Here is a 26,655-nt window from a genome sequence, read left to right as displayed (position 1 = left end):
GTGTGTACCGTACCAGTCTCGGGATCCCCGTTCGTCCTCAGAGGATATCACCGACGCGTCGCGGTTCTCCTTGGAGATTCGGCTGTTCGGCGACGATCTGCAGCACTTCGTGGTCGGTCACGTCATAGTAGGTCTTCTCCGTCGCCTCCTCGATGAGTTCTCGCTCGAGGCGGAACTCGGTGCCTTCGTAGACGACGTCGACCCCCTCTTCATCGAACGCGAGAGTCGTCATGAACGGCCGTATGCGGCGCGGGATTAAAAGAGAGGCGTTGCGACTCGCTTCGCGTGAGACGCGCGTCAGACGCGCGGCGGACGACGCGCGAGGTTTATTAGTGGATAACTCCTTTGGGGTGAAGTGTGGCCTTCAGCAGGGACCCGTTAGACGAACTGGTCGTTCCCGACGGAACGGAAGCCAAGGAAGTCGACCTCGTAACCGACGGTGACGTCCTCGTCGGCGGTCGGTCGACCGTCGAGTTCGGGGTCCGCGGCCGAAACGTCCTCGCCGGCGAAGGCGTTGAGTTCGGCGGCGCCATCGAAGCCGAGGCGGACTGTCGCCTCGACATGTGGTGTGAGGTTGCCGAGAACGTACTGGTCGGTCAAGATGCCTACATCGGCGAGCGCGTCCACGTCGCCGGCGAGATGAAAGTCGCCGGCGATCTCGACATCGGCGACGACGTCGAGATCGAGGAGGGGTTCGAGGCCAACGGCTGGATCGTCATTCGCAACCCCATGCCGACGATCGTGTTCCTGTTCGTCTACCTCAAACACCTCCTGCTGATCGGCGAGGAACAGACCGCACAGCGACTCGTCTCCGAACTCGTCGACGAGGACGAGGGCGAGGAGATCGACGCCGACCCGCTCGTGATTCCCAAAAACGCGACGGTCAGCGACGACGCCTGGCGGGTCTCGACGCCCGCGACGATCGGCGACGACTGCCGGCTTCACGGCAACGTCCGCGCCGAGACGATCGCCGTCGGAGCCGAGACGACGATCTTCGGCAGCCTCCGGGCTCGAGGCGACATCACCGTCGGCGAGGGAACGCGGATTCACGGCGACCTGACTACGCGCGACGGCGACGTCACGATCGCGGCGGGCGCTCGTGTCCTCGGCGACGTCTCGTGTGCGGCGCTCGAGCTCGGCCCCGACGCGGAGATCGACGGGACGATCCGCGCCGACGGCGAGATCACGATGGGGACGACCGACCGCGAACCCGAGTGAGGACGGTTCGCAGGCGAGAAAACGAAGCGGGGCGCTCAGTAGATCAGTTCGTCGTCGTTTTCGACCATGTACAGCGTCCGCGCCGCGATGTTAACCGAGTGATCGCCGACGCGCTCTAGGTCGCGGATCGTCAGCAGGAGCCGCGAGACATCCTGCAACAGTAGTTCGACCTCTTCGGGCGAATCGAGTTCGCGCTCGATCAGGTCGCGGACGACGATCTCGCTGGCTCGCTCCGCGAAGTGATCGAGGTCGTCGTCGCGAGCGGCGAGTTCGCGACAGGCCTCTGTGTCTTCCTCGTCGTAGGCGACCATCGCGTCCTCGATCATCTGGAGGGTCAGCTCGCCCATCTCCTGGACGTCGACGTCGGGGAACAGGTTCTCCTCGGCGTCTAGCGTGTACTCTCCGAGGTTCGTCGCGAGGTCGGCGATCCGCTCGAGGTCGGTGATGATCTTGAACGAGGCGGCGATAAACCGGAGGTCGCTCGCGACCGGCTGCTGGAGCGCCAGCAGGTCGATACAGTCCTGCTCTAAGTCGAGATACATCCGGTTGATCTCGCCGTCGCCCTCGATTACCTCTCGGGCGAGTTCGTGGTCTTTCTGCTCGAGGGCGTCGAGCCCCATCCGAAGTCGCTCCATGACGACTTCGCTCATGTAGAGGATGTCCTCGCGGAGTTCCGTGAGTTTCTCCTGATACGATTTTCTGGCCATGGTTCAGCCACCTTTCCGGGCGTAGATATAACTTGTGCCACCGAACTACCGGAACCGCCCGTCGAAGGCTGCATCGATCCGTGAGCGAAGTGTCGGACCCCTATGACGCTTGAAACCTTGTCAGCGTGAAACGCAGTATACGAAGCGCTCTAAAAACGGCTTGGTAGAGTACGTTCGATGGACAGCAGAATCGAACGACCGACGGATAGAGCGGGTATGTGGGAACTGCAGCCGAAGTCGGATCGACTCGCTGAAAACCGACGTGATTGAGTACAGGCTGTCGAGACCACTCACAAACAGTAGAGAGTAATACAGCTTCGGTATTCGGAGTGGGCTGTAAACCTTTTGTTCAGGACGGGAGAAGAATTGAACAACCCTTTCCTCATAGAGTCGCTGCTGACAGCTAATGGGTGACGATGGATCACCGAGCGGCTCTCAAGAAAATCTCACGGACGAACTTGAGCGTCGGAATAGGTTCTTACAGCAGGTCTCGGAGATCATCTCAGATACTGACCAGCCGTTCCTCGATCAAATTGATTCTCTCCTGGAAACCGGTCGTGACGCCGTCGGGACGGAGTTCGCCGCGTTCTCATTTGTAGATGACGACGCCTGCGTCTTCGAGGCAATTGACGTCCCAAACGGAGCCGATATTCAGCGGGGAGATGCGGTTCCGCTTTCCGAGGTCCCGAAGTCCAAACGCGTCGTCGAAACCGAGCAAACGCTCGTCCTCGGGGACGTCGAAGCGCAAGCCACGGAGTTGGCAGATCCCTGGGGAATCGACTGTTACCTCGGGGCGCCGATATTCAATGCCGATGAGGTCTACGGAACGTTTTGCTTGTGCGGGACGGAGGCCAGGAGCGAGGGCTTCTCCGACTGGGAGGAGACGTTTATCGAACTCCTCAGCAATTGGGTGAGTACGCAGCTCCAACAGCGAGAACAGTATCAATCCTTACGTGATACGCAATTACAGATGGAGGCAGCGGTGGACGCTGGTGCGGTCGGGACGTGGGAATGGAACATCCCCGAAGACCAGTTCGTCACTGGACCATCATTCGCGAGGACTTTCGGAGTTGATCCGGATAAAGCCAGCAAGGGCGTGCCACTTCAGGAGTTGCTCGATTCCATTCACGAGGGCGACCGTGACCGAGTGACGCGGGAAATCGAAGACGCCGTCGAATCCTGCGGCGAGTACGAAGCCGAATACCGCGTTTGGAATGCCGACGACGAACTGCAGTGGGTCATCGCCCGCGGATACGTCGAGTGCGACGACGACGGGAACCCGGTGACCTTCCCTGGTGCGCTCACTGATATTACGGACCAAAAGCAAGCCGAGCGACAACTCGAAACCGTCAACGGACGACTCAGGGCGTCGAACAAACGGCTCGAGCAGTTCGCCCACGCTGCTTCGCACGATCTGCAAGAGCCGCTGCGGATGGTGTCAAGCTATCTCCAATTGATCGAAAACCAGTACGGCGAGACGCTGGACGAGGAGGGTCGAGAATTTCTCGAGTTTGCCGTCGATGGTGCAGAACGGATGCGCAATATGATCGATGCGCTGCTCGCATACTCGCGAGTTGAGACGCAGGGTAGCCCGTTCGAACCGGTCGGTTTGAACGATGTGCTGATGGACGTGCAGACTGACCTCCAGCGGAAGATCGAGGAAACCGAGGCTGAGGTAACCGTTACGGACCTTCCTCGCGTCGAAGGAGACCCTAGCCAACTGCGACAACTGTTCCAGAATCTGCTAGACAACGCGCTCGAATACAGCGGTGACGAACCGCCGCGCGTCTATGTGTCGGCTGAACAAGGTAGATCGAAGGGGGTTATCGCCGTCCGCGACGAAGGAATTGGCATTGAGCCTGCCAATCACGACCAGATCTTCGAGGTGTTCGAACGCCTCCACAGTCGTGAAGACCACTCCGGCACGGGGATCGGACTATCACTCTGTGAACGAATCGCCGAGCGCCACGACGGCGAGATGTGGGTGGAGTCCGAGCCCGAGAACGGGACAACAGTTTTCGTCTCCTTGCCGATCTATGACGCATAAGGCGAGCTGACGGTTACCGTCTACCAGCGGCGGGCGTTTCAACGGACACCGATACGAATCTGCTGTTAGGTGGCACACGTTATTCCCAAATCGCCCGTCAGGTTCCAGCTAAATGCGACGTGTGAATAACTCTGCTACGACCCATTGCTAACGGAATCGCTCGAGTGTCGACTTCGGGAATCGAAGGGAAACGCGTCGCTCGAAATCGTATTTCATGCCGAGTAAACTGCCGAGGATCACGGCGACCGCGAAGGCCGACGTGGCCATGTTCAGGAGCAGCCAGTCGAGCGATACCCCGTACGCCGTCTGATCGACAGGTGCGAACAACCGGACCCCGCCGCTCAGCATATCGAAGCCGACATGCGATCCGAACCCGATCGCGGCGGCTCGCCAGGGACCGAACGCGGAGAGGAGACCCACTATGACGACCCCAGCCAGCAGCGAGTGCGTGAGCCCGCGGTGCGTCCACACGATACTCGAGACGTAGCCGAGTTCGATCAGCGGCCGAAAGACGAACGTATCGACATCGGGAACGGCGGCGGCGAGCGCCGCGACGAGATACGGCTCCGATCGTTCTGACCGAGTGACGAGCGGAACCAGTGCCAGACCGAGCAGAATGTGTACCCCAGTAGCGACCATATTTGCCAACCCATGCTATTGAATCACATAATAGATCTGGTTAGAGAACAATACACATTCCTAGAGTAGCGCATCACGTCCGACGGTGAACAGTGCGTTCGCTCAGCAATCGGTGACCGAAAACGCCACGACGAACAAAAGTATACCCGGTCAGCGCGCGATCGACGACCGCCGATCGGCGGTGGTGTCGACGGCTATCCGAACTTGCCGGTAATGTAGTCCTCGACGCGGTCGTGCTCGGGGTTCTCGAAGATTTTCTCGGTGTTATCGAACTCGACGAGTTCCCCGCCGGTGAGGAAGACGGCCGTCTTGTCCGAGATTCGGGCCGCCTGCTGCATGTTGTGAGTGACGATGACGACGGTGTACTCCTCGGCGAGATCCTCGATCAGGTCCTCGATCTTCGAGGTGGCGACGGGGTCGAGCGCCGAGGCCGGCTCGTCCATCAGGATCACGTCCGGATCCGGCGCGATCGCGCGGGCGATACAGAGGCGCTGCTGTTGACCGCCGGAGAGGTCCAGTCCGCTCGAGTCGAGTTGACCATCGACTTCCTCGAGGAGGGCCGCCCGCTCGAGGGCTGTTCGTACCTTCTCGTCGACGTTTTCGTCTTTCCCCTGGACCTTCAGCCCGTAGGCGACGTTGTCCCGAATGCTCTTCGGGAACGGGTTAGGCGACTGGAAGACCATGCCGATCTTCCGGCGTAAGGCGACGGGGTCAACGTCGTCGTCGTAGACGTTCTTGCCGTCGAACAGCAGTTCGCCCTCGACGCGGGCGGCGTCGACGAGATCGTTCATCCGATTGATACACCGGAGGAACGTCGATTTCCCGCAGCCCGACGGGCCGATGACCGCCGTCACCTGCTTTTCGGGAATCTCGATGTCGACGCTGTCGAGCGCTTGCTCCTCGCCGTAGTAGACGTCGAGGTCGCGCGCCTCGAGCAGCGTCCGATCGGTCGCCGTCTCGGCGCCGGCGTCGGCACTGTCGACGAGGCCGTCGGTTCCCGGCGTCGGGGCTGGCTGGTCGTCGGTCGATTCCGTTTCCGAGGAAGTCATCTGTTCGTTAGTCATTGTCAGGTGCGCTGTTGATATCGATTCCGAATGACGATCGCGATCGAGTTGATCGTCAGCAAGACGACGAGCAGCGTGACGACGCCAGCAGCGACGACGCCGTACTGGAATTCGGTCTGGGGATAGGAGGCCCAGTTGTAGATCTGCAGCGGCATGGCGCTGACCTTGCTGAAGGGACCGTTCGGAAGTCCGAAGACGGTCGTCGGGGCGGCGATCATGATCAGCGGCGCCGTCTCCCCGATCGCGCGGCCGAGCGCGAGGATCGTTCCGGTCATGATACCGGGCATCGCCCGCGGTAGGACGACGTTGCGGATCGTCTGCCATTTCGTCGCGCCCATCCCGTAGGATGCCTGTCGCTGAGAGTCGGGGACGGACCGAATCGCCTCCTGAGCCGAGATGATCACGATCGGCAGGATGAGCAGGGCGATGGTGAACGCGGCCGCCAGCACCGTCCCGTAGCCGATGTTAAAGAGGCCGACGAAGAGTCCCAGTCCCAGCAGGCCGTAGACGACCGAGGGGACGCCCGCAAGGTTCGCGATGTTGAGCTGGATGAACCGCGTGAGGTAGCCGTCGTCGGCGTACTCCTCGAGGTAGATCGCGGCGCCGACGCCGAGCGGGAACGTGATCAGCGCGATCACGAGCATGATGGCGACGGAGCCGACGAGTGCGGGCAGGAATCCTGCCTGGTACGGGTCGGGGTGGGGCGGGTTCGTGAGGAACTGCCAGTCGAGCCAGCCGACGGCGTCGACGGCGACGTTCAGGAGCAACGCCGCGAGCGAGACGATGCCGACGAGCGTCGCCGCCAGCGCGAGCAGGCGGAACGACACGTCTTTCGTCCGGCTGATTTGACCGAACTCGGAATCGGCGGGTTCGTCGCGGGTATCGGCCGCCATTAGCGGTACACCTCCCGGTAGCGCGACGCGACGAATTCACTGATGAGGTTCATGACGAAGGTGATGACGAACAGCGTCAGCCCGACCGCGAAGAGGCTCTTGTACGCTTCGCCCTGCCCGACGATGTCGCCCGTCCCGATCTGGACCATCGCGGAGGTCATCGGCTGGATCGAGTTCAGGAACATCCCTGCCGGATCGGTCAGATCGACCATCCGGGGCGTCTGTCCCGCCGCGATGGCGACGATCATCGTCTCCCCGATCGCCCGCGAGAGCGCGAGGATGAACGACGAGAAGATTCCGGACAGCGCCGCCGGCACGACGACGGACGTCGAGACGGTGAACTTCGTCGCTCCCAGCCCGTAACTGGCCTGACGGAGCGAGTCCGGCACCGCGCTCATCGCGTCCTCGCTGATCGAAGAGACCATCGGGATGATCATGATGCCGACCATGATCGACGCCGACAGCCCGTTGAACGTCGACAGCGGTAGGATCGTGTCCAGCGCCGGCGTGATGTAGACGAGCGCGAAGTAGCCGTAGACGACCGTCGGAACGCCCGCCAGCACCTCGAGGGCCGGCTTGAGATACGATCGCTGGCGATCGGTAGCGTACTCGCTCAGGTAGATCGCGGTCAGCAGTCCGATCGGGAGCGCGACCATCGCCGAGCCGACGGTGATGACCAGCGTCCCCGAAATCAGCGGGAGAACGCCGAATGCGATCGGTTCATTCGTTGGGCTCCACCGCGTGCCCGTGAGGAATTCGACGAGCGAGACCTGCGCGAAGAAGTCGACCGCGTCGATCAGCAGCGTCAGAATGATCGCGACGGTTGTCAGAATCGACAGCAGCGCACACAGCATGAAGAGATAGCGGAATGCGGTGCCACGCGCCGTGCGACTCGCGTCGTGAGAGAAGTCGGGTTGGCTCATTCGGTTACCTCCTCGATCTCGGCGTCGAGTTTCTTGAGGTTCTCGTCGCGGTTCTCCTCGGTGATCGGAACGTAACCGACGTCGGAGACGAGGTCCGTCGCGGCCTGTTTCATGTAGAAGCGGCTGAAGTCCTGGACCGCCGACTTCGTGAGCGATTCCTTCGCGACGTAGATGTAGAGTGGTCGCGAGAGGGGCGTGTACTCACCGGACATGGCCGTATCGATCGACGGTTCGACGCAGCCGTCGCCGTTATCGATGGAGACCGCCTTGATCGAGTCCGGGTTCTCGCTGTAGTACGAGAAGCCGAAGTACCCCATCGCGTACTCCGAGCCCTGAACCCCCTGGACGATCGTTCGGTCGCGTTCGGTCGCGTGGTAATCGCTACGGTGGTTTTCTTCCTCGCCGATAATGGCCTCGTTGAAGTAGTCGAACGTGCCGGAGGTCGTCGCGGCCCCGTACAGTTCGAACTCCTCGTCGGGCCAGTCCTCGTTGATATCGCTCCATTGTTGGGCGCCGTCGGCCCGCCAGATCTCGCGGAGTTCCTCGACCGTGAGGCAGTCAACCCAGTCCGCATCCGGATTGACGACGACCGTCAGCGCGTCGGTCGCGATCTGGAACTCTACGGCCGTGATATCGTTGCTCCCGCACTGTTCGACTTCGGCGTCGGCGATCGCCCGACTCGCGTTATTAATGTCGGTTCGTCCCGCGCAGAAGAAATTCCCGAACCCGCCGCCGGTGCCGGTCTTACTGAGCGAGATGTTGACGGTCGGGTTCTCTTCGGAGAACGCGGAAGCGATCGCCTCGGTCACGGGAAACACCGTACTGCTCCCCGCAACGTTCACATTATCTTCTTCCGCGGCGAAGACGCCGCTACAGCCAGCTAACCCACTGGAGAGGGCAACACCAGCCGCGGCGAGAAAATCACGCCGACCGAAGTCGGTCGGCAGGGACGCCGTGGTTTCTCTCGACATCACCGGATGCAAACCACACTGTAGGTAAGTAGACTACTATGAGAACTATATAGTGATATGTACCTGATTCGGCGGCTGTCAACACGATAACTGGTGCCAGTGTTTGGCTGCTAACCCATACATATGACAATAGCTGACACGAGAAGACATAGCGATGAATGTACGTGTATTCTCCGAGAGAGTATTCGGCGGCGAACAGTCGAACATATATAGACGAGGTCAGACGATCGGTCGGTGGTCCGACGAAGCGTTACGGTGACCGGATCATGAGTCCGGATCGAAGCGTTCGACGGATCGAAGCGCGGGCACACCGATTGGCGTCGGGCTCTGTTTCCGTGGGTTGATCAGCAAAATCGAGTCGCCGGTCGGTCCAAGTCGGCAAGCGAGAATCGTACGGCCATTCTTCCGGCGGCTTTCGGACGCTTCGGAGTCGTCGACTCCGGCTCCTCGTAGCCGCACGTACCGGTGCTTCGCTTACCCGAACTTGCCGGTGATGTAGTCCTCGACGCGGTCGCTTTCGGGATTCTCGAAGATCTTCTCGGTGTTGTCGAACTCGACGAGTTCCCCGCCGGTGAGGAAGACTGCCGTTTTGTCCGAAATCCGAGCCGCCTGCTGCATGTTGTGAGTGACGATGACGACGGTGTACTCCTCGGCGAGATCCTCGATCAGGTCCTCGATCTTCGAGGTGGCGATCGGATCCAGCGCTGACGCCGGCTCGTCCATCAGAACGACCTCCGGATCGGGCGCGATCGCCCGAGCGATGCAGAGTCGCTGTTGCTGACCGCCGGAGAGGTCCAGTCCGCTCGAGTCGAGTTGACTGTCGACTTCCTCGAGGAGGGCTGCCCGCTCGAGGGCTGTTCGTACCTTCTCGTCGACGTTTTCGTCTTTCCCCTGGACCTTCAGCCCGTAGGCGACGTTGTCCCGAATCGATTTCGGGAACGGGTTGGGCGACTGGAAGATCATGCCGATCTTCCGCCGTAAGGCGACGGGGTCGACGTCGTCATCGTAGACGTTTTTCCCATGGAAGTAGAGGTCGCCCTCGACGCGGGCGATGTCGATGAGGTCGTTCATCCGGTTGATCGAGCGCAGGAACGTCGACTTCCCACAGCCCGACGGTCCGATCAGCGCCGTGACCTTCCGCTCGGGGATGTCCATGTGGATTCCGTCCAGCGCCTGGTCGTCGCCGTAGTAGACGTCCAGATCGCGGGCTTCGATGATGGCGTCGTCGACCCGCGGTGATCCGAGGGGAACGTCGTCGGTTACGGACGTCTCCGAACGGGCGGTGCTGTCGTCGGACGTCGAGACGGATTGGGTTCCGTTCGCGATCATTGTGGGTGAGTTCGGGCAGTTATCGGTTGGAAAACGCAGGTCGATACGATCGCTGCCGTGGTGGCACACGACCGGCGGCGAGCGCCGGACCGAACTCGGCTCCGATCGGTCGGCGTCCGAATCGGTGCACAGGTACCATTATCCGTACTCAAGGCCCGAGCGAATAAATACTGTGCTATGAGCGGTCCGTCCGTTGCACGTCGCCCTGGTGACGCTACAGAGCCCTACGGGGAGTGGGCGTACGACGGCGTTGATCGGCGGTACTACTCGATTTTCGAGACCGAACAACGCGCCGCTCGCGAACGGCCGGGGACGGGTACGTCGCTGCCATCCCTACATAGATTCTTGTCAACTATGCATCTCCCTACGATCGGACTGGCTCTCGAGGGACAAGGGTGCGTATTTCGGCTACTCACCGCCACAGAAGCAGTAGTGTGATCATACTGCCGTCGACGAAGAACTCTATAGATGAAGATGGGTTTATACGCACGGGGTCGAATCGCCACTGTATGGAGACGCGCAAGGTGCAGGTGACGGGCGGGTCGACGTTTACCGTCTCGCTGCCGAAATCCTGGGCGACCGACAACGACGTCAGCGCCGGGACGACCGTCGAGTTCTATCCGGAGGGGGACTCGCTGTTGTTGACGCCCCAGAGCGAAACCGATCGCCAGACGGGAACCCTCGACGTCACGGACCTCGAGGGCGAGCGGCTCACTCGGGCCGTGATGACGATGTACGTCAGCGGCTTCGACATCATCCGCCTCTCGGCCGGCCGCATCACGACCGACCAGCGCAGCGCGATCCGGAGCGCGACCCAGAGCCTCGTCGGCGTCGAGGTGCTAGAGGAGACGACCGACAGCGTCGTCATTCAAGACTTGCTCGACTCCTCTGAGCTCTCGATCGTCAACGCCGTCTCGCGGATGCGCCTGATCGCTCGGGCGATGCTCGAGGACGCCGTCACGGCGCTGGTCGAGAACGACGACGACATCGCTCAGGACGTTATCGAACGCGACGATGACGTCGACCGCCTCTGGCAGGTCGTTTCACGGATCTTCCGCGCAACGCTGCGCTCGCCGCGGGCCGCGGAGGAGCTCGGCGTCCCCCGCGAGGACTGTTTCGACTTCCACTCGAGCGCCCGCCAGCTCGAGCGGGTCGCCGACCATGCGGCCAAGATCAGCAACCTCGCGCTCAAACTCGGGGCGATTCCCGGAGACGTCGCCGACGCGCTCGTCGCCCTCCACGACGATGTCGCGGACGTCATCGAGAAATCGATGGACGCGCTGGTCGCCGAGGACAGCGACGAGGCGACCGACCTCGGCCACGCCGCCCGCGAGGCGATCCTCGAAATCGACGAACACACCAGGACGATCGACGACATGCTCCGGGAACTCGAACCGGTGCAGGCCCAGTCGCTGGGGCTGATCGTCGACTCGCTGTCCCGGAGCGCCGACTACGGCGGCAACATCGCCGAGACGGCCCTCCAGAAGGCCGCGCCTCGCCCCTGACCTGGGGTTCGATTCGGTTTCGTCACTCCCCGTTCGAGTACCGCCCGCGCTCGGGGTTCTGTCGGGCGTCGAGACAGTGTTCGCGATGTCGGATGAGGACTTTCCCGCGACGCCGCGAACGACGACGGGATGGAGTACACCCACCTCGGCGAGACGGGACTCGAGGTGTCCCGGCTCTGTCTCGGCTGTATGAACTTCGGCAGCGACGAGCCCTGGATGATAAACGACCGCGAGCAGTCCCGTGCAGTGATCCAGCGAGCGCTCGACCTCGGAATCACGTTCTTCGATACCGCGAACGTCTATTCCCACGGCGAGAGCGAGGAGATTCTCGGCGAGGCGCTAGCCGACGCGGACTGCGACCGGGCGGAACTGACCGTCGCGACGAAGGTGTACGGCCCGATGTACGACGGCCCGAACGGGCAGGGACTCTCCCGCAAGCACATCTTCGAGCAGGCCGACGCGAGCCTCGAGCGACTCGGGCTCGACTCCGTCGACCTCTACCAGATCCACCGCTGGGACGACGAGACACCGATCGCGGAGACCCTCTCGGCGCTCGACGCGCTCGTCGAGGAAGGCAACGTCCGCTACGTCGGCGCGAGCACCATGCCCGCCTGGAAGTTCGCGAAGGCGCTGTACGAGGCCGACCTGAACAACCGCGAGCGGTTCGTCTCGATGCAGTGCGAGTACAACCTCGTCGACCGCCACGAAGAGGCCAACGTCCTGCCGCTCTGTGCCGACCAGCACGTCGGCGTCCTCCCGTGGTCGCCGCTGGCCGGCGGCTTCCTGACGGGCAAGTACGAACGCGACGCGGACCCCGAGGAGGGCCGCGCCGCCTCGGACGAGTTCATGGAGAAGCGGTTCACCGAGGAGAACTGGGACGTGCTCGAGATCGTCCGGGAGCTTGCTGAGGAGAAGGACGTCTCGCCGACGCAGTTGTCGCTCGCCTGGTTGTTGCACAAGGATCTCGTCGACGCGCCCATCGTCGGGCCGCGGACGATCGATCACCTCGAGGAAAACGTCGGTGCGCTCGAGATCGACCTGTCCGACGAGGAACTCGAGCGACTCGAGGCGCCGAAGACGCCGGTCTGGAACGCCGAGATCGGGGACATCTGACGCGCCCGCTCACGGGAGTTCGAGCGGAGCTGCGCGACTGCTCAAAGATAGCTGTCGCTCGAGAGCACTGAGCGTCGCCTTCGAGCGAAGACGAAGCGAGACGGTCGCAGTTTAGTCGAGCAGAACGGCGTTGACCTGACCGGTCTGACCGGGACGGGAGGTGACGCGGGCGCGGCCTTCCGAGGTCTCGATGACGGCGCCTTTCGTGATGATGTTTCGGCGGACGTAGTTGGGGTTGGCGTCGTTCTCGACGACGTCCTCGATCTCGGCGGAGACGGTCTCGCCGCCCTTGTTGACGCTGGCGACGTCGGTCGCGAGCGCGCGGGTCTTCGTCCCGTTGCCGCGGACGTCGACGGTTCGGTATCGGGGCTCGCCGACCTGCGTCTCCGTCGGCAGGCGTCCGAGCTCGTTCTTTCGGCGCTTGCGGACGTTCTTCAGTCGGCCACCGGTTCGCTTGCGCGTGGAGCGTCCCTGGTTTTGCATACTCGCATCCAGTCTCGGCGTATATTTATATGCAACGTTAGGGCCCCGTCCGGAACCCGCCCGGCGGATCGCGCGGTCGCGACTGCCGTCGCCTGCCCGTGTCGGCGCTACTCGTCGGCTGAGGGGGCTACTCGTCGCCGACCAGGCAGTACCCGTGTCCCGGCTCCTCGAGGACCGTCTCCTCGTCGTCGTCGTAGTAGTTCGAGAAGACGGCCCGCTCCGCGTAGTAGATCCGCCCGTCGACGGGGACCGCCGCGCTGGTGACTCGACCCCGGTTCCGAACCCGCCACCGGCGATCACCCGTCTCCTTGTCGAGGGCATACAGGTGGGAATCGTAGGAGCCGACCAGCACCGTCTCCGCGGTGACCGTCAGCGCGCCGATGACGCGGCCGCCGACGTCCGTCGACCACAGCTCCTCGCCCGAGGTCGGATCGAGCGCGTAGACGTAGCCGTCGTCGCTTCCCATGTAGACGACGTCCGCGTCGGTATCGACCGCCGGGTTCGACATGATCACCTCGCCCGTCTCGAACGACCACTCCTCCGAGCCGTCCTCGAGGTCGAGACAATAGAAGTTCCCGTCCCAGCTGCCGACGTAGCCGTAGCCGTCGTGGGCTGCCACCGTGCCCTTGATCTGGGCGCCCTTGCGGAAGGCGCCGCCCGCCTGTTCCTCGCCGTCGGCGTCGGCCCGGAACGACCACGCGAACTCGAGGGAGGGATACTCCCAGCAGTAGACGACGCCGTCGTTCGACCCGGCGAGAATCCGTCCCGCCTCGAGATCGATCGTCGGCGAGGGGTGGGCCTGCCCCCAGATGCGGTCATCGCTCCACGTCGGGTCGCCGGTCTCGGGGTCGATCTCCCAGAGCGCGCCGGAGGAGGGCGGGGCGTACTCGGAGATGAGGTAGAGGGAGCCGTCGTGGTAGGCGGGACTCGAGCCGATTGCGAGCGGTCCATCCAGATCGCCGTCCTCCGAGCGCGTTCGCCAGACGATGTCTCCGCTCTCGGTATCCAGCGCGTAGAGATCGCCGTCGTAACCGCCGATGAAGGCGACGTCGCCGACGATCGCCGCCGACCCGTGAAAGCCCTTTTCGGTCGCGTCCGTCTGCGTCGCCCATCGGAGGTCGCCCGAGGGCGCGTAGGCGCACACCTTGCCGGTGTCGCCGCCGAAGACCATCGTCTCGCCGTCGGGCGTCGGCACGGGACTGGACTTGGCGGCCGTGTGGTCGGCGGCGTTGATCGGGAACGACCAGTTGACGCTCACCGACTCCGGGACGGTTTCGTCGGGGTAGTAGCCGAGGCGACGGAGCCCGTTCTGGAACAGCGACACGTCCTCGGTGCCATCGAAGCGTCCACCCAGCGTGGTCGGCAGGTCGACGCCGACGCAGCCGGCCAGCCCTGCCGCTGCGGCGCCCGCGCTCGCGCCGAGTAACCGACGACGCGAGAGGCCGGCGGACCGTTCGCAACCGCGTTCGGAGACCGTATCTCGGTTCGGAGATCGCATTGGGTGTTCTACACGTCTGGAGGGGGTCTCGAAAAATCCCACTGGTTCCGCGGCCGTCGCGAACGCGACGCCGGCCGGCGTCCGCGAGGCTCCGTTTCAGGCAATAATGTTTATACGGTGGTGGGAGAGTCAGGGCGTATGACCGATTCAGGACCCCGCCGACGGGACGTACTCGTCGCGGTCTCGGGTACCTCCCTCCTGCTGGCCGGCTGCTCGGAAAGCGACGCGTCGGTCGACGCCGTCAGTTACGGAACCGCCTACGGGCGAAAATACGGACACGGAGGCGAGTAATCGTGAGCGATCGAACGCCGCGGCTCGGACTCGGGACGTTCGAGGAGGGCGACGCGTGGGATCACACCGACACGGTCGAAGCCGTCGACCGACACGCGATCGTTCGAGGACCGATCGCCGACCGCCCCGACGAGGGCGAGTACGACGACGAACTCTACCACGCGACCGATCAGGAGATCACGTGGCGCTGGGACGCCTCGAGCGAGGACTGGACGTACTTCGGCGGCAAGGGCTGTTCGGAGCAACCGGTGCCGGGAACGAGCCACTTCGAGGCGGCGCAGTTCGTCCACGCGCGCACCGAGGAAACCCCCGTCTGGAACGTCGAAGCCCATGGGATCGAGGGCGACGGCGAGACGGAAGTCGGCGCGGCCGTCCACGACCTCCTCGCGGACGTCGAGGACGCCGGCGGCGGGATCGTCTACTTCCCGCCGGGTCGGTACCTCTTCGAGCGGACGCCGCTGATCGGCGATGATACGATCCTGCTGGGCGCGGGTCGCTCGACGGTCCTCGAGGGAACGCGCCCCGACGACGAGGACGGCCGGGCGCTGCTCTCCAACAGGGGCTACGACGCGGTCGATTTCGACGGCGCGTCGAACTGGGGGATTTGCAACGTCCGAATCGATTCGCCGGCCACGAACGGGATCATGCCCGCACACGCGGAAAACGTCCGACTGGAACGGATCTACGGCGACCGGATCTACTATCACCACATCGACGTCGTGTCCTCGAAAAACGTCGGAATTGACGGCTACTGGGCGACTCGAGGCGGCGAGGCCGACTCGGACGCGCCAATTCAGTTCGACAACCAGACCACGGAAATCGCGTCGAACAGCGTCTGGAACGGCGGCGAGGAGCTACTGGCCGGGAGCGACGGCACCCCGACGCGGAACTGCACCCTCGAGAACTTCGAGATCGACCCCGAGAACGGTCCGGAGTACGGCGTCCACATCCACCGGAACGGAAACGAGTCGATCACGATCAGCAACGGATACATTACTGGCTGCCTCTATTCGGCGATCCGAGGCGACACCGGCGACGAGATCGAGGACCTAACGATCGACTCCGTCTCGTGTATCGAGAACGCGCGAGGGATCTCGCTCGGACACGTCAAGGGCGGCCGCCGAGAGCTGACGGTTACCAACGTCACGATCAGAACCGATAACAGAGGGCTGGCCGCCGGCTCGGGGCTGTACGCGGCCGGATTCGACGGCGCCGAGATCTCGAACACCGTCGTCGACGGCGAGTTCACGAACGCGATCCTCTTCGACGACATGGACGACCTGAAGCTGAGCGCCGTGACGGCCACGGGCGCGAGGGATCAGGCGTTCCGCTTCCGAGCGGACGTCGATGCGACGCTGACGACCGCGCGAGCGGCGGACTGCGGCGATGCGGGCGTCTACTCGGGAGCCGGCAGCAGCGTCGCCTACGGCGGCGTCACGTTCGAGGACGTCGGCACTGAGACCGACTCCGACAGCGACGGAGCGTTTCGGGAGTGGAACGCGTCCTAATTATCGTACCCAGCGTGCACCCGTCCTAACGGCTCTCCCAAACCGTCTCGAGGAAATGCCGAAAATTCGGTCGCGGTGAGCGGTCGGGACCGCGCTACTCACGGGTCACTTCGGTCCCCGTTCGTTCAGGGATCTACGATCCCTCGCTACTCTTTCTGCGCGTCGACGACCGCAACGCCGGCCAGATTCACGATGTCCTTGACCTCGTCGCCCCGCTGGAGGACGTGGACCGGCTCGTCCATGCCGACCAGCATCGGACCAATGGCGTCGGCGCCGCCGAGTCGCTGGAGCAGCTTGTAGCCGATGTTACCCGACTCGAGGTTCGGGAAGACCAGCACGTTCGCCGGGTCCTCGAGTTCGGAGAAGCCGTAGGTGCCCTCGAGGATGTCCTCGACGACGGCGGTGTCGGCCTGCATCTCGCCGTCGACCGGGAAGTCGGCCTCGGGGTCGTCCTGGAGCATGCTCGCCGCGCGTCGGGGTCGGCGGGTCGCTTCGTTGTCGACGCTGCCGAAGTTCGAGTATGAGAGCAGGGCCGCACGCGGTTCGATGTTGAACCGTCGCGCCAGCTTGCCCGTCTGTTTGGTGACCTCCGCGAGGACCTCCTCGTCGGGGTCCTGATTGACCGTCGCGTCGGCGACGAAGATCACGCGGTTCTTGAACGTCAGCATGTAGACGCCGGCCGCGTAATCGACGTCCTCGTCGGTCCCGATCACCTGCAGCGGCGGCCGCAGCGCCGAGGGGTAGTGGTGGGAGAGGCCGGTCAGGAGTGCGTCAGCGTCGCCCTGTTCAACCATCACGCTCCCGAAGTAGTTCGTGTCGCGCTCGATGAGTTCGCCGGCCTCGCTGCGCGTGATCCCCTTGCGCGAGCGGAGTTCGTGGAGCCGGTCGGCGTACTCCTCGTAGTCGCCGACCGACGGGTCCGCGACCTGCGGATCGAAGTCGAGGCCGAGGTTGGCCGAGGTCTGTCGGATCTCGCTCTCGTCGCCGATGAGGATCGGCAGGGCGATCCCCTGCTCCTGGATCTGGTAGGCCGCGCGGATCATCTTCTCGTTCTCGCCCTCTGCCAGCGCGACCGTCTTGGGGTCGCTCTTGGCCTTGTTGAGGACGACGCGCATCATCTCGCGGGACTTCCCGAGGCGGGCCTCGAGTTCTTCCTCGTACGCCTCGAGATCGAGTTCGGTCCGAGCGGCGCCGGACTCCATCGCGGCCTCCGCGATCGCCGGCGCGACGCGGAAGAGCACGCGCGGGTCGACCGGCTTGGGGATGATGTAGTTGGGGCCGTACTGGATTGGCTCGTCACCGTAGGCCTTGACGACCGCGTCGGGGACGTCCTGGCGGGCGAGATCGGCCAGTGCCTCGGCGCAGGCGACCTTCATCTCTTCGTTGATCTCCGTCGCGCGCACGTCGAGCGCGCCGCGGAAGATGAAGGGGAACCCGAGGACGTTGTTGACTTGGTTCGGGTAGTCCGAGCGGCCGGTGGCCATGATGACCGTGTCGTCGCGGGCCTCCTTGGCCTCCTCGTAGCCGATCTCGGGATCGGGGTTGGCCATCGCGAAGATGATCGGATCGTCGGCCATCGAGCGGACCATGTCCTGCGAGACGATGCCGCCGATCGAGAGGCCGACGAAGACGTCAGCGCCCTCCATCGCATCCGCGAGGCCGCCCTCGGGGAGGTCACGAGCGAACTGCTGTTTGTACTCGTTGACGTCGCCCTCGGCCGCGCGGGCCTCGGTGATGATCCCCGAGGAGTCACACATCGTGATGTTCTCCTTCCGGACGCCCAGCGACTCGTAGAAGCGGGCCGACGCGATCGCGCTCGCGCCGGCGCCCGAGAAGACGACCTCGAGTTCCTCGAGGCTCTTCCCGGCGATGTCGGCGGCGTTTAGCAGCGCGGCGCCCGAGATGATCGCGGTGCCGTGCTGGTCGTCGTGGAAGACGGGAATGTCGATCTCCTCGCGCAGGCGCTCCTCGATAGTGAAACAGCCCGGCGCCTTGATGTCCTCCAGGTTGACGCCGCCGAACGTCGGCTCCATCATCTTGATGGCCTCGACGAACTTGTGCGGGTCTTCCTCGTCGAGTTCGATGTCGAAGACGTCGATGTCGGCGAAGCGCTTGAACAGCACGCCCTTCCCCTCCATGACGGGTTTCGACGCCTGGGCGCCGATGTCGCCGAGTCCCAGCACCGCCGAGCCGTTCGAGACGACGCCGACGAGGTTACCCTTAGCCGTATACTGGTAGGCGTCGGTCGGGTCCTCGTCGATCTCCGTACACGGCGCGGCGACGCCGGGCGAGTACGCGAGCGAGAGGTCGCGTTGGGTATTCGTCGGTTTCGTTGTCGAAATCTCTATTTTTCCCGGCGGATCGGTGCGGTGATACTCGAGTGCGTCCTCGTCTAATCCCATATTGGGGACACTGCAGGGGAGTACTAAAAACAATGTGAAGGCCTAATTCGACAATCGTCGAAATATCGCCTCGATCCGACCGGCGCTCGAGGCCGACGCGTCCCCCGATTCGACCGTTTTATACGCTCCGCTCCAGTGGAATGGGGTATGGACGTCGCGCTTGGTGGGACGTTCGACCCCGTCCACGACGGCCACCGTCGGCTGTTCGAACGGGCGTTCGAACTCGGAGACGTGACCGTGGGACTGACGAGCGACGAACTCGCGCCGAAGACGCGACACGTCGAGCGCCGCGTCAGATCGTTCGACGAACGGAAGGCGGCGCTCGAGGCGGAACTCGAGTCGTTCGCCGCGGACCACGACCGCGAGTTCGAGGTCCGGCCTCTCGAGGAACCGACCGGCATCGCGACCGAACCGCAGTTCGACTATCTGGTCGTCTCTCCGGAGACCAAAGACGGCGGGGAGCAGATCAACGAGATTCGACGGGAGCGCGGCCACAACCCCCTCGAGGTCGTCGTCGTGCCACACGTCCGCGCGGAGGACGGCGACATCATCTCCAGCACCCGGGTCGTCAAGGGCGAGATCGACGAACACGGAAACGTCCTCGAAGACGGGGACGACGCGGCCGGCACCAACTGACGGAGCGGATCGATCCGGCCACCCGACAGAGAATCGAATCGAGAGACGGAAGCAACGGCCACCCGACGCGCGATTTTCGTTCTTGTAGCGTATACTTACGGGAAGACAGTCACAGCGTGAGCCCGTGAAACAGTCGAAACGGTCGGCTCGGGCGAGTTACCACCGCGGCGGCTCGAGGCCCGCGGTTTCGAGGAGATCCTTCCAGCGCGACTGGATCGAGAGCCGCGAGACGTCCGCGGCGTCGGCGACGTCGCCCTGCGTTCGACCCTCGCCGGCGACGAGCGAGCCCGCATAGATGCTGGCTGCGAGGACGGCTCGCTTCGACCGGTCGTCCTCCGGAACGTCCGTCAAGAAGAGATCCACCGCACAAGATCGCGCTTCGGTCGAGAGCTCCAACCGGTCGGCGATCTGCTCGAGTTCCTCGAGCCACGGTTCGTATTCGATCCGATCCCGGGCGCTGTGCATGCACCCGGCTATCGGTGCGGCGCGCATAAAGGTGGGGCCAATCGATCAGGAAACGATCACATATTCGGGCGGCTGATTCGAAATAGCACCGAACGGACCGTCCAATCCGGTGCTACGCTGGGCAACGTTCAGCTACGAACGAGTTGCCTAATTGGCCGTTCTCTGACAATTTCACTAGGACACGACTACTAAACCGGGTTGTCTTCGTCCCTCACAATAGACGCTCGTCCGGCTCCTGCACGGCTGCGTCCCGTCTATGAAAGAGCCAACCTGCAAGCTCGTCTGTACCGGCTGCGGCCTCGAGATGCCGTACCGGAATCGATCGCTGGCCGAACAAGCGGCGGAACTGCACCAGCTTCGGGATTCGGAGCACGTGACGTTTATCGTGCCGCCGGACTGGTCACCCGAAGAGCCAGTGAAACAGCGGTAGCGCGGATCGACAGGTACTTACTGGATTCGTGAAAATCTGGGAGTGAGCGCGGGTAGCCAAGCTAGGCCAACGGCGCAGCGCTTAGGACGCTGTCCCGTAGGGGTCCGCCGGTTCGAATCCGGTCCCGCGCATTTTCCGCGAACAACGTCGTGAGTGGAAAATGTAGCCAGCGGATTCGAACGAGAGAAGACGCGCGCAGCGACCATCGGGAGCGAGCACGTCTTCGCGTTGTTCGAATCCGGTCCCGCAGCCCTCATTCAACGAAACCGATCACGAGCGCTGAGCGGTCGGCAACAAGGCCCGAGCGATCGCCTTCGGGTTCCGAAGCGATAATAATTCCTCGCGTATCTGTGTTACGTATGACCCGTACAGGACGATACGGTGATCTCGATTACCCGTTCCTCACGAAGAGCGGCTTCCTGCTCGGCCTCGGGCTCCTGATGCTGGGCGCAGCCGGCGAGTTGTTCGGCCACATGTTCGTGGGACAGCTTCCGGGGTGGGAACACACGCTGTTTACCTTCGCGGAAGGTGGCGGCCTCATCATCGGCTTCTTCTCGGTGTGGATTTTCGGGGTCATCCTGCCGCTGACCGAGTGAGCCGCTCGTCTCGAGTGGCAGCTCCACGCAGTGACCCGATTGTGAAGAAGCGGACGGTCGACACCGATTCCGGACCGGCTTGAAAGAGACTCGTTCGCGGAGTCGTCAGGAACCGGCGCGTCGACGGCCGTTCGAGAACGGCTCCGGCGTCGTCGAGACCGATCATCCACTGGTTGAGAATCGGACCGACGCTGCGTCACACCGCCGAATGGCGGGAATGCCGTCCGAGCTCCGGAATCGAGCGCTGAACCGTGATCTGGGTATTTTGAATCCGGTCGAACCGAGAGAGAAGCGACAGACGTGCGTCAGACGGTCCACAACGCTTATTCGCGCGGGAGCAACTTGTATGAGCAATGGCCGGGTTAGACGACGTGTTCGGGGATCTTTATGCGAGCATCGATGCCGTCCTTCTCTTCTCGCCGAGTGGCTCGTACTACGAACGCTTCGCGGACGTCGACGACCTCGACGTCATCGTCGTCGGGACGGAAAACCCCGTCAACGCCGACGTCTTCGTCGAACTCCCTCTCGCGTTCGACGACATCAAAGAGCGGATCAAGTTCGGTCTCGAGGGCGCCTTAGAGCAGGACCTCATCGAGGACGGCGACCAGCTGATCTGTGCGACGAGCCTCTACGGCGACGAGATCGATACGGTCTCCCGGGTCCGCGCCGACGCCGAGACGCACACGGGCATCTACGACCTGTTCGTCAAGTCCCGCGCGGAGCCGGCGGTGATCAAGGCCGTCCTCGAACTGGCGATCGAACTCGGCAAGAAAGGCCAGAAGGGGAAACCCGTCGGCGCGCTGTTCGTCGTCGGCGACGCGGGCAAGGTGATGAATAAGTCCCGCCCGCTGTCGTACAACCCCTTCGAGAAGTCCCACGTCCACGTCGGCGATCCGATCGTGAACGTGATGTTGAAGGAGTTCTCGCGGCTCGACGGCGCGTTCGTCATCTCCGACGCGGGCAAGATCGTCTCCGCGTACCGTTACCTCGAGCCGTCCGCGGAAGGTGTCGACATTCCGAAGGGGTTGGGGGCCCGACACATGGCCGGGGGCGCGATCACGCGGGATACGAACGCGATCACGATCGTGCTCTCGGAAAGCGATGGGCTCGTCCGGGCGTTCAAAGCCGGAGAGCTCATCTTGGAGGTCGATCCGGAGGCGTACTGATATGGTAGAGTGGCAGACGCTCATCAACGAACCGGCCGTGATAGCCGCAGCGGTCCTAGCGCTCGGACTCGTCGTCGGCTATCTGGTCGGGCGGCTCAACGAAGAGCTCCTGCAGGCGTCGGGCGTCCCGGAGGCCGTCGAGGGGACGCCGTTTGAGCGGACCGCCCAGTCGATCGGCACCTCGACGGTCGAGATCGTCGCCAGACTGAGTTCGTGGTTCATCTACGGCATTGCCGTGCTGACGGCGATCCACATCGCGCAGTTGCTCGACACGGAGGCGTTCTGGCTCCGGGTGACGAGTTTCATCCCGCAGCTGTTCATCGCCGTCCTCGTGCTCATCATCGGCTTCATCATCGCGGACAAGGCCGAACTGGTCGTCAGCGAATACCTCCGGGGTGTCAAGCTCCCCGAGGTCTCCGTGATCCCGAAACTCGTCAAGTACAGCGTCCTCTACGTGACGCTGATCATCGCACTCGGACAGGTCGGCGTCCACGTCGTCGCCCTGCTAATCTTGCTGACGGTGTACGCCGTCGGCATCGTCATCGTCGGCACCGTCGCCTTCAAGGACTTCCTCATCTCGAGCGCGGCGGGGATCTATCTGCTTCTCAACCAGCCCTACGGGATCGGCGACGAGATCCGCATCGGCGACCAGACGGGGATCGTCCAGGAGGTCGATCTCTTCGTCACGAAGATCGAGGACGACTCGGAGGAGTACATCGTCCCCAATCGGAAGGTCTTCGAAAACGGGATCGTCCGGATGCGGGACTGAGCGCTCGTTTTTCGGTCGGTTCGTAGCGTTCTCGTTACTCGAGCGAGAGTCCCGCATGCCATCGATCGGCGCCGGCTTCGCGTTTGATGCGGTCCATCTTCGCCAGCAGGTGCGTTGCCAGCGTCGCGGTCTCGGCAGCGCGGGATTCGCCTTCAGTGCGGAACTCGCCGGTCTCGCGGTTGGCGTAGACGGTACAGACTGCACCCGCACGGAGCCCGTAGAGGTTCGCTAGCGTCAGGATCACGCTGGCCTCCATCTCGATGTTCTTCACGTTCGCCTCCTTGAGGTCCTCGACAAGCGTCTCGGAGCCCGCGGCCTCGAACCCCTCGAAACCGGGGCGGCCCTGCCCCGCGTAGAAGGAGTCGGCACTCATCGTGACGCCCGTGTGATAGTCGTAGCCCAGCCGCTCCGCCGCGGCGACGAGGGCGCTGACGACCTCTTGATCGGCCGTTGCGGGGTAGTCCTCGCGGACGTACTCGTCGCTGGTCCCCTCCTGGCGGACCGCCCCCGTCGTGATGACGAGGTCGCCGACGTCCATCTCGGGCTGGATCGCCCCGCAGGAGCCGACCCGAACGAAGGTGTCGCAGCCGACTCGAGCGAGTTCCTCGACGGCGATCGCTGCGGAGGGGCTGCCGATCCCCGTCGACGTGACCGAGATCGGCGTCTCCTCGTACGTTCCCGTGGCAGTCCGGTACTCGCGGTGGCGGGCCGCGATCTCGTGGTCGTCCCAGAAGGCGACGATCTTCTCGAGACGCTCGGGGTTCCCCGGCAGGAGCACGGTGTCGGCCACGTCCTCGGGGCCGACCTCGAGGTGGTACTGGATGTCGGCGTTCGGGTCTTCGCTGTCGTCGATATCGGCGCCGGTCATTCGGTCCGGCGGTTCGGTCCGGCGCGGTATATAACTGCAGGGCGCCCGTAGCGAGGGTATGGTCGACGCAGACGAGCACGAGCCCGCGGGGACCGACGAGAGCGGCGATATCGTCGGGAGCGAGGACGCTGACGGAGGGACCGGAACGCTCACCGACACCTACGTCGCCGCGATCCAGCACGAACTGGTCGAGCTGCCCGCCGATGCGACCCGCGTCGGCGTCGTCCGCAAACCCACGTCGTGGTTCCACGGCGCCATCGACGAGAACCGACCCGAACTGGGGCCGCCGGCGGACCTGCTCGAGACGTTCCGCCAGCGTGAGGAGGACATGAAGATGCAGGGGCTCTGCGAGGAGGGCGCCCACAACGCCGCGTGGGACGAGGTCGGGTTCGAGGAGGCGTATCGGAAGTATCTCGAGGAATCGGACGAGGCGCGGGCGGCGATCGAGAACCTCGAGTCGCGCTTGGCCGCGGGCGAGTCGCTGGCGCTGGTCTGTTTCGAGAACACCGAGAAGAAGCGGTGCCACCGGACGGCGCTCCGGGACGTGCTTTCTGCTAGGGGGTCCGCGTGATCGGTGACTCGAGTCACGGCTACTTGGGGCGACCGTCCATCAACAACGATTTTTGAGCGAGAGCCGGTTTGATCGGTCGATATCGGCGATTTACGTGTCGCTCGAGACTGCGAACCCGACACGCGGTGGCGCGTGCTGGGACGCGGTGAGTGACAACCGAACCGCGTCCCAAAATCACGCGAGCGAATCGGTTGGGGAGGACGAGGCACTTCCCTGTCGTCACGGAAGCAGGACGCTTCCCACTGTCCTTCGTTTGTCTCGATCGTTCGTTCACGTAGCACGGGTCAGTCACGACTGAGCCAGTCTCGAGTATCCAAAGACCGTCCAAAGGCACGAAATCCGCCTGGCAATGGGGATTTCCACCACCCTCCCCAGCCGATTCGATCGTTCACTTTGTTCGCTCACTCATCCCTCGCGAGTTGACGACGCGGTTCGCCGTCGGCTCACCGCGCGCCAGCGCGCCATCGGACACCTCGGATCGATAGGCGAATCGAGCGCTATTCGAGCATCTCCTCGGTGATCGTGTTCGGCAGCAGTTCGCCCAGCGTGTACTCGCTGGGCGCTTCGCCCTCGCCCTCGTCGCAGATCACGATCAGATCGTCGTCGCAGAACTCGGCGAGGGTCTGGCGGCACATTCCGCAGGGCGTGACGCCGTCACGGCGGCCGGAACTGACCGCGAGTCGCGAAAAGTCGCGGTGGCCCTTTTTGACCGCCTCGGCGATCGCCACCTCCTCGGCGTGGAGGCTGTTGCTGAAGTTAGCGTTTTCGAGGTTACAGCCGACGAAGACCTCGCCGTCGGCGGTCTCGAGCGCGGCGCCGACGGGATACTCGGAGTAGGGGACGTGGGCGGAATCCTGGACGGTACGGGCGGCCTCGAGTAACTCGGACTCGGTCATAGCGGGTACTGACTCGAGCGAACGGAAAAAGGTCCCTCTCGGACACCGTCACCGCGAGGCCGCGACGGCCGACTCGATGACCTCCCGGGCCTCGGCGACCAGTTCGTCCACGGCGTCGCTCTCGGCGTAGAGGCGCACGTAGGGTTCGGTCCCGCTGGGGCGGACGAGGATCCAGGAGGCGTCCTCGAACTCGAGGCGGACGCCGTAGTCCGTGTCGACTGCAGCGTCGGGGAAGGCGTCGGGGAGATCGGACTCGAGGGCGGCCATCGCGTCGGTCTTGGCGTCGTCGGGACAGTCGACGCTGACCTTCCGGTAGGGGCGTTCGGTGACGGGGTCGCGAAGGGTCGCCGCGTCGCCGGCCTCGGCGACCAGCGCGGCGACGACGGCGGCGCTGGCGACGCCGTCGATCCAGCCGCCGAAGGCGGTGTGGATGTGTTTCCAGGGTTCGGCGGCGAAGACGATTTCGGTGTCCGGACCTCCCTCAGCTCGCTCCCGCGCGATCCCCTCGTGAAGCGCACCTAGACGGACGCGTTCGACGCGGCCGCCGGCCTCGCGAACCTGCTCGTCGATCCGGGCTGAGGCGTTGGGCGTGGTGACGACGACAGGGTCGTCGGCGTCGCTCGTCTCGGCGTAGTGGGCGGCGACGACGGCGAGGATCGTATCCTCGTGGATCACGTCGCCGTCGGGGCCGAGGACGACCAGCCGGTCGGCGTCGCCGTCGTGGGCCAGTCCGAGATCGAACTGGTCGGCCCTCGCGGCGGTGGCGCCCCGCCGTTCCGAGGCGAGCGATGCCTCGCTCCCCGCGAGGAAGTCGATGAACTCCGCGAGCGTCTCGGGCGTCGGTTTGCTCTCGCGGGCGACGAAGTGGCCGTCGACGGTGGCGTTGACCGCGACGACGTCGGCGCCCAGCCGCTCGAGGACCTGCGGGGTCGCCAGCGACGCCATGCCGTTGCCGCAGTCGACGGCGATCGAGAGCTCGGCGAGCGGACCCGAAGACGAGACCGCGTGCTCCGCACCGTCGAAGCGGTCGCGGACGAAATCGATAACGGCGTCGCGATACCGATCGAGAATATCGAGTTCGGCCGGCCGACCCCACTCGTCCCAGTCGGCGACCGCGGGCGAGGAGCCGTCCGCGAGCTGGTCTTCGATTTCCCGTTCGGCCTGTCGGTCGTACTCGACGCCGTCGACGAAGAGTTTGATCCCGTTGTCCGTGGGCGGGTTGTGGCTCGCGGTGAGCATCACGCCGCGTCGCCCGCGCGAGGCGAAGGCCAGCGTCGGCGTCGGCACCTGCCCGAGGCGGTAGACGTCCGCGCCGGCGCTCTCGAGGCCGGCTTCGACGGCGGCGGCGAGCGCGGGTCCGGTTTCCCGGCCGTCGCGGCCGACGACGAATGTGGACCCCGGTTCGCCGGCGGCCTGCGCGACGGAAAGCGCCAGCGACGGGGTGATCTCCTCGACTGGACCGCGGATCCCGGCAGTCCCGAATAGCGTCATGTGGGGCCGTTCCGCGAGGAACTACTTAGCAACACTGCACACGCGTCACGTTCGCACGCCCGACGGCGGATCCGTCCGCTCTGGCGAACTCGTGAAACTGCGAAAACGGCGGGGAAGCCGATTCAACGCGGCTGCGGTGGTTACTCGCCCCCGTGGAGCGGCAAGCGGCGGACGGC

Annotated in this window: 27 protein-coding genes and 1 tRNA gene; 13 read left to right on the top strand and 15 right to left on the bottom strand. The window is 63.9% G+C overall.

Annotation, left to right across the window (positions count from 1 at the left end; genetic code table 11):
• Positions 1-37: 37 nt before the first annotated feature.
• Complete coding sequence (locus EH209_RS03115; RefSeq protein ID WP_008894610.1) at positions 38-232, bottom strand: DUF5800 family protein; 195 nt, start codon at positions 230-232, stop codon at positions 38-40.
• Positions 233-357: 125 nt separating this feature from the next.
• Between EH209_RS03115 and EH209_RS03110 the strand changes: the two genes are divergently transcribed.
• Positions 358-1,218 (top strand): polymer-forming cytoskeletal protein, encoded by an 861-nt coding sequence (locus EH209_RS03110; RefSeq protein ID WP_126661499.1) that lies wholly within the window; start codon positions 358-360, stop codon positions 1,216-1,218.
• 35 nt (positions 1,219-1,253) lie between these two features.
• On the opposite strand, the gene phoU is transcribed toward EH209_RS03110, so the two are convergent.
• The gene (gene phoU / locus EH209_RS03105; protein WP_126661498.1) at positions 1,254-1,925 is read right to left on the bottom strand and encodes a phosphate signaling complex protein PhoU; all 672 of its coding nucleotides are present in this window, start codon (positions 1,923-1,925) and stop codon (positions 1,254-1,256) included.
• A gap of 406 nt (positions 1,926-2,331) precedes the next feature.
• Here phoU and EH209_RS03100 point away from each other — a divergent pair, with 406 nt between their 5' ends.
• Positions 2,332-3,972, top strand: a complete 1,641-nt coding sequence (locus tag EH209_RS03100; RefSeq protein WP_211338313.1) for a GAF domain-containing sensor histidine kinase — start codon at positions 2,332-2,334, stop codon at positions 3,970-3,972.
• A gap of 147 nt (positions 3,973-4,119) precedes the next feature.
• Here EH209_RS03100 and EH209_RS03095 read toward each other — a convergent pair whose 3' ends face one another.
• From EH209_RS03095 to pstB (EH209_RS03070), 6 genes are all read right to left on the bottom strand, one after another.
• Positions 4,120-4,611: a metal-dependent hydrolase gene (locus EH209_RS03095; protein ID WP_126661497.1), complete on the bottom strand. Its 492-nt coding sequence runs from the start codon at positions 4,609-4,611 to the stop codon at positions 4,120-4,122.
• A gap of 194 nt (positions 4,612-4,805) precedes the next feature.
• Positions 4,806-5,675 (bottom strand): phosphate ABC transporter ATP-binding protein PstB, encoded by an 870-nt coding sequence (gene pstB, locus EH209_RS03090; protein ID WP_126661496.1) that lies wholly within the window; start codon positions 5,673-5,675, stop codon positions 4,806-4,808.
• A 2-nt stretch (positions 5,676-5,677) separates the two neighbouring features.
• Positions 5,678-6,568 carry a phosphate ABC transporter permease PstA gene (gene pstA / locus EH209_RS03085; RefSeq protein ID WP_126661495.1) on the bottom strand — a complete coding sequence of 297 codons (891 nt, stop codon included), beginning with the start codon at positions 6,566-6,568 and terminating at the stop codon, positions 5,678-5,680.
• On the bottom strand, positions 6,568-7,491 hold the full coding sequence (gene pstC, locus EH209_RS03080; RefSeq protein WP_008894618.1) for a phosphate ABC transporter permease subunit PstC: 924 nt from the start codon (positions 7,489-7,491) through the stop codon (positions 6,568-6,570). The genes pstA and pstC overlap by 1 nt, the downstream gene beginning before the upstream one ends.
• Entirely contained in the window at positions 7,488-8,462 is a 975-nt protein-coding gene (locus EH209_RS03075) for a PstS family phosphate ABC transporter substrate-binding protein (RefSeq protein ID WP_126661494.1), read from the bottom strand. Before EH209_RS03075 ends, pstC begins: the two co-directional genes overlap by 4 nt.
• Positions 8,463-8,936: 474 nt before the next feature.
• Positions 8,937-9,791 (bottom strand): phosphate ABC transporter ATP-binding protein PstB, encoded by an 855-nt coding sequence (gene pstB, locus EH209_RS03070; protein WP_126661493.1) that lies wholly within the window; start codon positions 9,789-9,791, stop codon positions 8,937-8,939.
• Positions 9,792-10,300: 509 nt separating this feature from the next.
• On the opposite strand from pstB (EH209_RS03070), the gene EH209_RS03065 reads away from it, so the two are divergent.
• On the top strand, positions 10,301-11,296 hold the full coding sequence (locus tag EH209_RS03065; protein ID WP_126661492.1) for a phosphate uptake regulator PhoU: 996 nt from the start codon (positions 10,301-10,303) through the stop codon (positions 11,294-11,296).
• Positions 11,297-11,425: 129 nt separating this feature from the next.
• Positions 11,426-12,409: an aldo/keto reductase gene (locus tag EH209_RS03060; RefSeq protein ID WP_126661491.1), complete on the top strand. Its 984-nt coding sequence runs from the start codon at positions 11,426-11,428 to the stop codon at positions 12,407-12,409.
• A gap of 111 nt (positions 12,410-12,520) precedes the next feature.
• Here the strand turns inward: EH209_RS03060 and EH209_RS03055 are convergent, their stop codons facing one another.
• Together EH209_RS03055 and EH209_RS03050 are read right to left on the bottom strand one after the other, a co-directional pair.
• On the bottom strand, positions 12,521-12,892 hold the full coding sequence (locus EH209_RS03055) for a 30S ribosomal protein S8e (RefSeq protein ID WP_126661490.1): 372 nt from the start codon (positions 12,890-12,892) through the stop codon (positions 12,521-12,523).
• 127 nt (positions 12,893-13,019) lie between these two features.
• Positions 13,020-14,390, bottom strand: coding sequence for an outer membrane protein assembly factor BamB family protein (locus tag EH209_RS03050; RefSeq protein WP_126661489.1), 1,371 nt, complete (start codon positions 14,388-14,390; stop codon positions 13,020-13,022).
• 138 nt (positions 14,391-14,528) lie between these two features.
• On the opposite strand from EH209_RS03050, the gene EH209_RS23865 reads away from it, so the two are divergent.
• Positions 14,529-14,681, top strand: a complete 153-nt coding sequence (locus EH209_RS23865; protein WP_164721988.1) for a hypothetical protein — start codon at positions 14,529-14,531, stop codon at positions 14,679-14,681.
• 2 nt (positions 14,682-14,683) lie between these two features.
• Positions 14,684-16,189, top strand: a complete 1,506-nt coding sequence (locus EH209_RS03045; RefSeq protein WP_126661488.1) for a glycosyl hydrolase family 28-related protein — start codon at positions 14,684-14,686, stop codon at positions 16,187-16,189.
• 146 nt (positions 16,190-16,335) lie between these two features.
• Here the strand turns inward: EH209_RS03045 and EH209_RS03040 are convergent, their stop codons facing one another.
• On the bottom strand, positions 16,336-18,591 hold the full coding sequence (locus EH209_RS03040) for an NADP-dependent malic enzyme (protein WP_126661487.1): 2,256 nt from the start codon (positions 18,589-18,591) through the stop codon (positions 16,336-16,338).
• Between the two features lie 147 nt (positions 18,592-18,738).
• Between EH209_RS03040 and EH209_RS03035 the strand changes: the two genes are divergently transcribed.
• On the top strand, positions 18,739-19,227 hold the full coding sequence (locus EH209_RS03035) for a phosphopantetheine adenylyltransferase (RefSeq protein WP_126661486.1): 489 nt from the start codon (positions 18,739-18,741) through the stop codon (positions 19,225-19,227).
• Positions 19,228-19,383: 156 nt separating this feature from the next.
• On the opposite strand, the gene EH209_RS03030 is transcribed toward EH209_RS03035, so the two are convergent.
• Positions 19,384-19,692: a transcription initiation factor IIB family protein gene (locus EH209_RS03030; RefSeq protein WP_126661485.1), complete on the bottom strand. Its 309-nt coding sequence runs from the start codon at positions 19,690-19,692 to the stop codon at positions 19,384-19,386.
• Between the two features lie 256 nt (positions 19,693-19,948).
• Between EH209_RS03030 and EH209_RS23860 the strand changes: the two genes are divergently transcribed.
• From EH209_RS23860 to EH209_RS03010, 5 genes are all read left to right on the top strand, one after another.
• A complete protein-coding gene (locus EH209_RS23860) occupies positions 19,949-20,122 on the top strand; it encodes a hypothetical protein (protein WP_008894629.1) in 174 nt (57 codons plus the stop codon).
• Positions 20,123-20,168: 46 nt separating this feature from the next.
• Positions 20,169-20,253: transfer RNA gene (locus EH209_RS03025), tRNA-Leu, on the top strand.
• Between the two features lie 228 nt (positions 20,254-20,481).
• Positions 20,482-20,718: a DUF7860 family protein gene (locus EH209_RS03020; RefSeq protein WP_126661484.1), complete on the top strand. Its 237-nt coding sequence runs from the start codon at positions 20,482-20,484 to the stop codon at positions 20,716-20,718.
• Between the two features lie 353 nt (positions 20,719-21,071).
• Entirely contained in the window at positions 21,072-21,884 is an 813-nt protein-coding gene (gene dacZ, locus EH209_RS03015; protein WP_126661483.1) for a diadenylate cyclase DacZ, read from the top strand.
• Between the two features lies 1 nt (position 21,885).
• Positions 21,886-22,653, top strand: coding sequence for a mechanosensitive ion channel family protein (locus EH209_RS03010; protein ID WP_126661482.1), 768 nt, complete (start codon positions 21,886-21,888; stop codon positions 22,651-22,653).
• A 34-nt stretch (positions 22,654-22,687) separates the two neighbouring features.
• Here the strand turns inward: EH209_RS03010 and EH209_RS03005 are convergent, their stop codons facing one another.
• A complete protein-coding gene (locus EH209_RS03005; protein WP_126661481.1) occupies positions 22,688-23,521 on the bottom strand; it encodes a nucleoside phosphorylase in 834 nt (277 codons plus the stop codon).
• A 58-nt stretch (positions 23,522-23,579) separates the two neighbouring features.
• Between EH209_RS03005 and EH209_RS03000 the strand changes: the two genes are divergently transcribed.
• Positions 23,580-24,092 carry a DUF488 domain-containing protein gene (locus EH209_RS03000; protein WP_126661480.1) on the top strand — a complete coding sequence of 171 codons (513 nt, stop codon included), beginning with the start codon at positions 23,580-23,582 and terminating at the stop codon, positions 24,090-24,092.
• A 497-nt stretch (positions 24,093-24,589) separates the two neighbouring features.
• Here EH209_RS03000 and cdd read toward each other — a convergent pair whose 3' ends face one another.
• Entirely contained in the window at positions 24,590-24,988 is a 399-nt protein-coding gene (cdd, locus tag EH209_RS02995) for a cytidine deaminase (RefSeq protein WP_126661479.1), read from the bottom strand.
• Positions 24,989-25,036: 48 nt separating this feature from the next.
• Positions 25,037-26,479: a phosphomannomutase gene (locus EH209_RS02990; protein WP_126661478.1), complete on the bottom strand. Its 1,443-nt coding sequence runs from the start codon at positions 26,477-26,479 to the stop codon at positions 25,037-25,039.
• Positions 26,480-26,655 lie beyond the last annotated feature (176 nt).

Source organism: Haloterrigena salifodinae (genome assembly GCF_003977755.1).
In the GTDB taxonomy this organism is placed as follows: Archaea; Halobacteriota; Halobacteria; order Halobacteriales; family Natrialbaceae; genus Haloterrigena; species Haloterrigena salifodinae.
The sequence above is the reverse complement of the archived record's forward strand: the minus strand, read 5'-3'. Positions and strand labels throughout refer to the sequence as shown.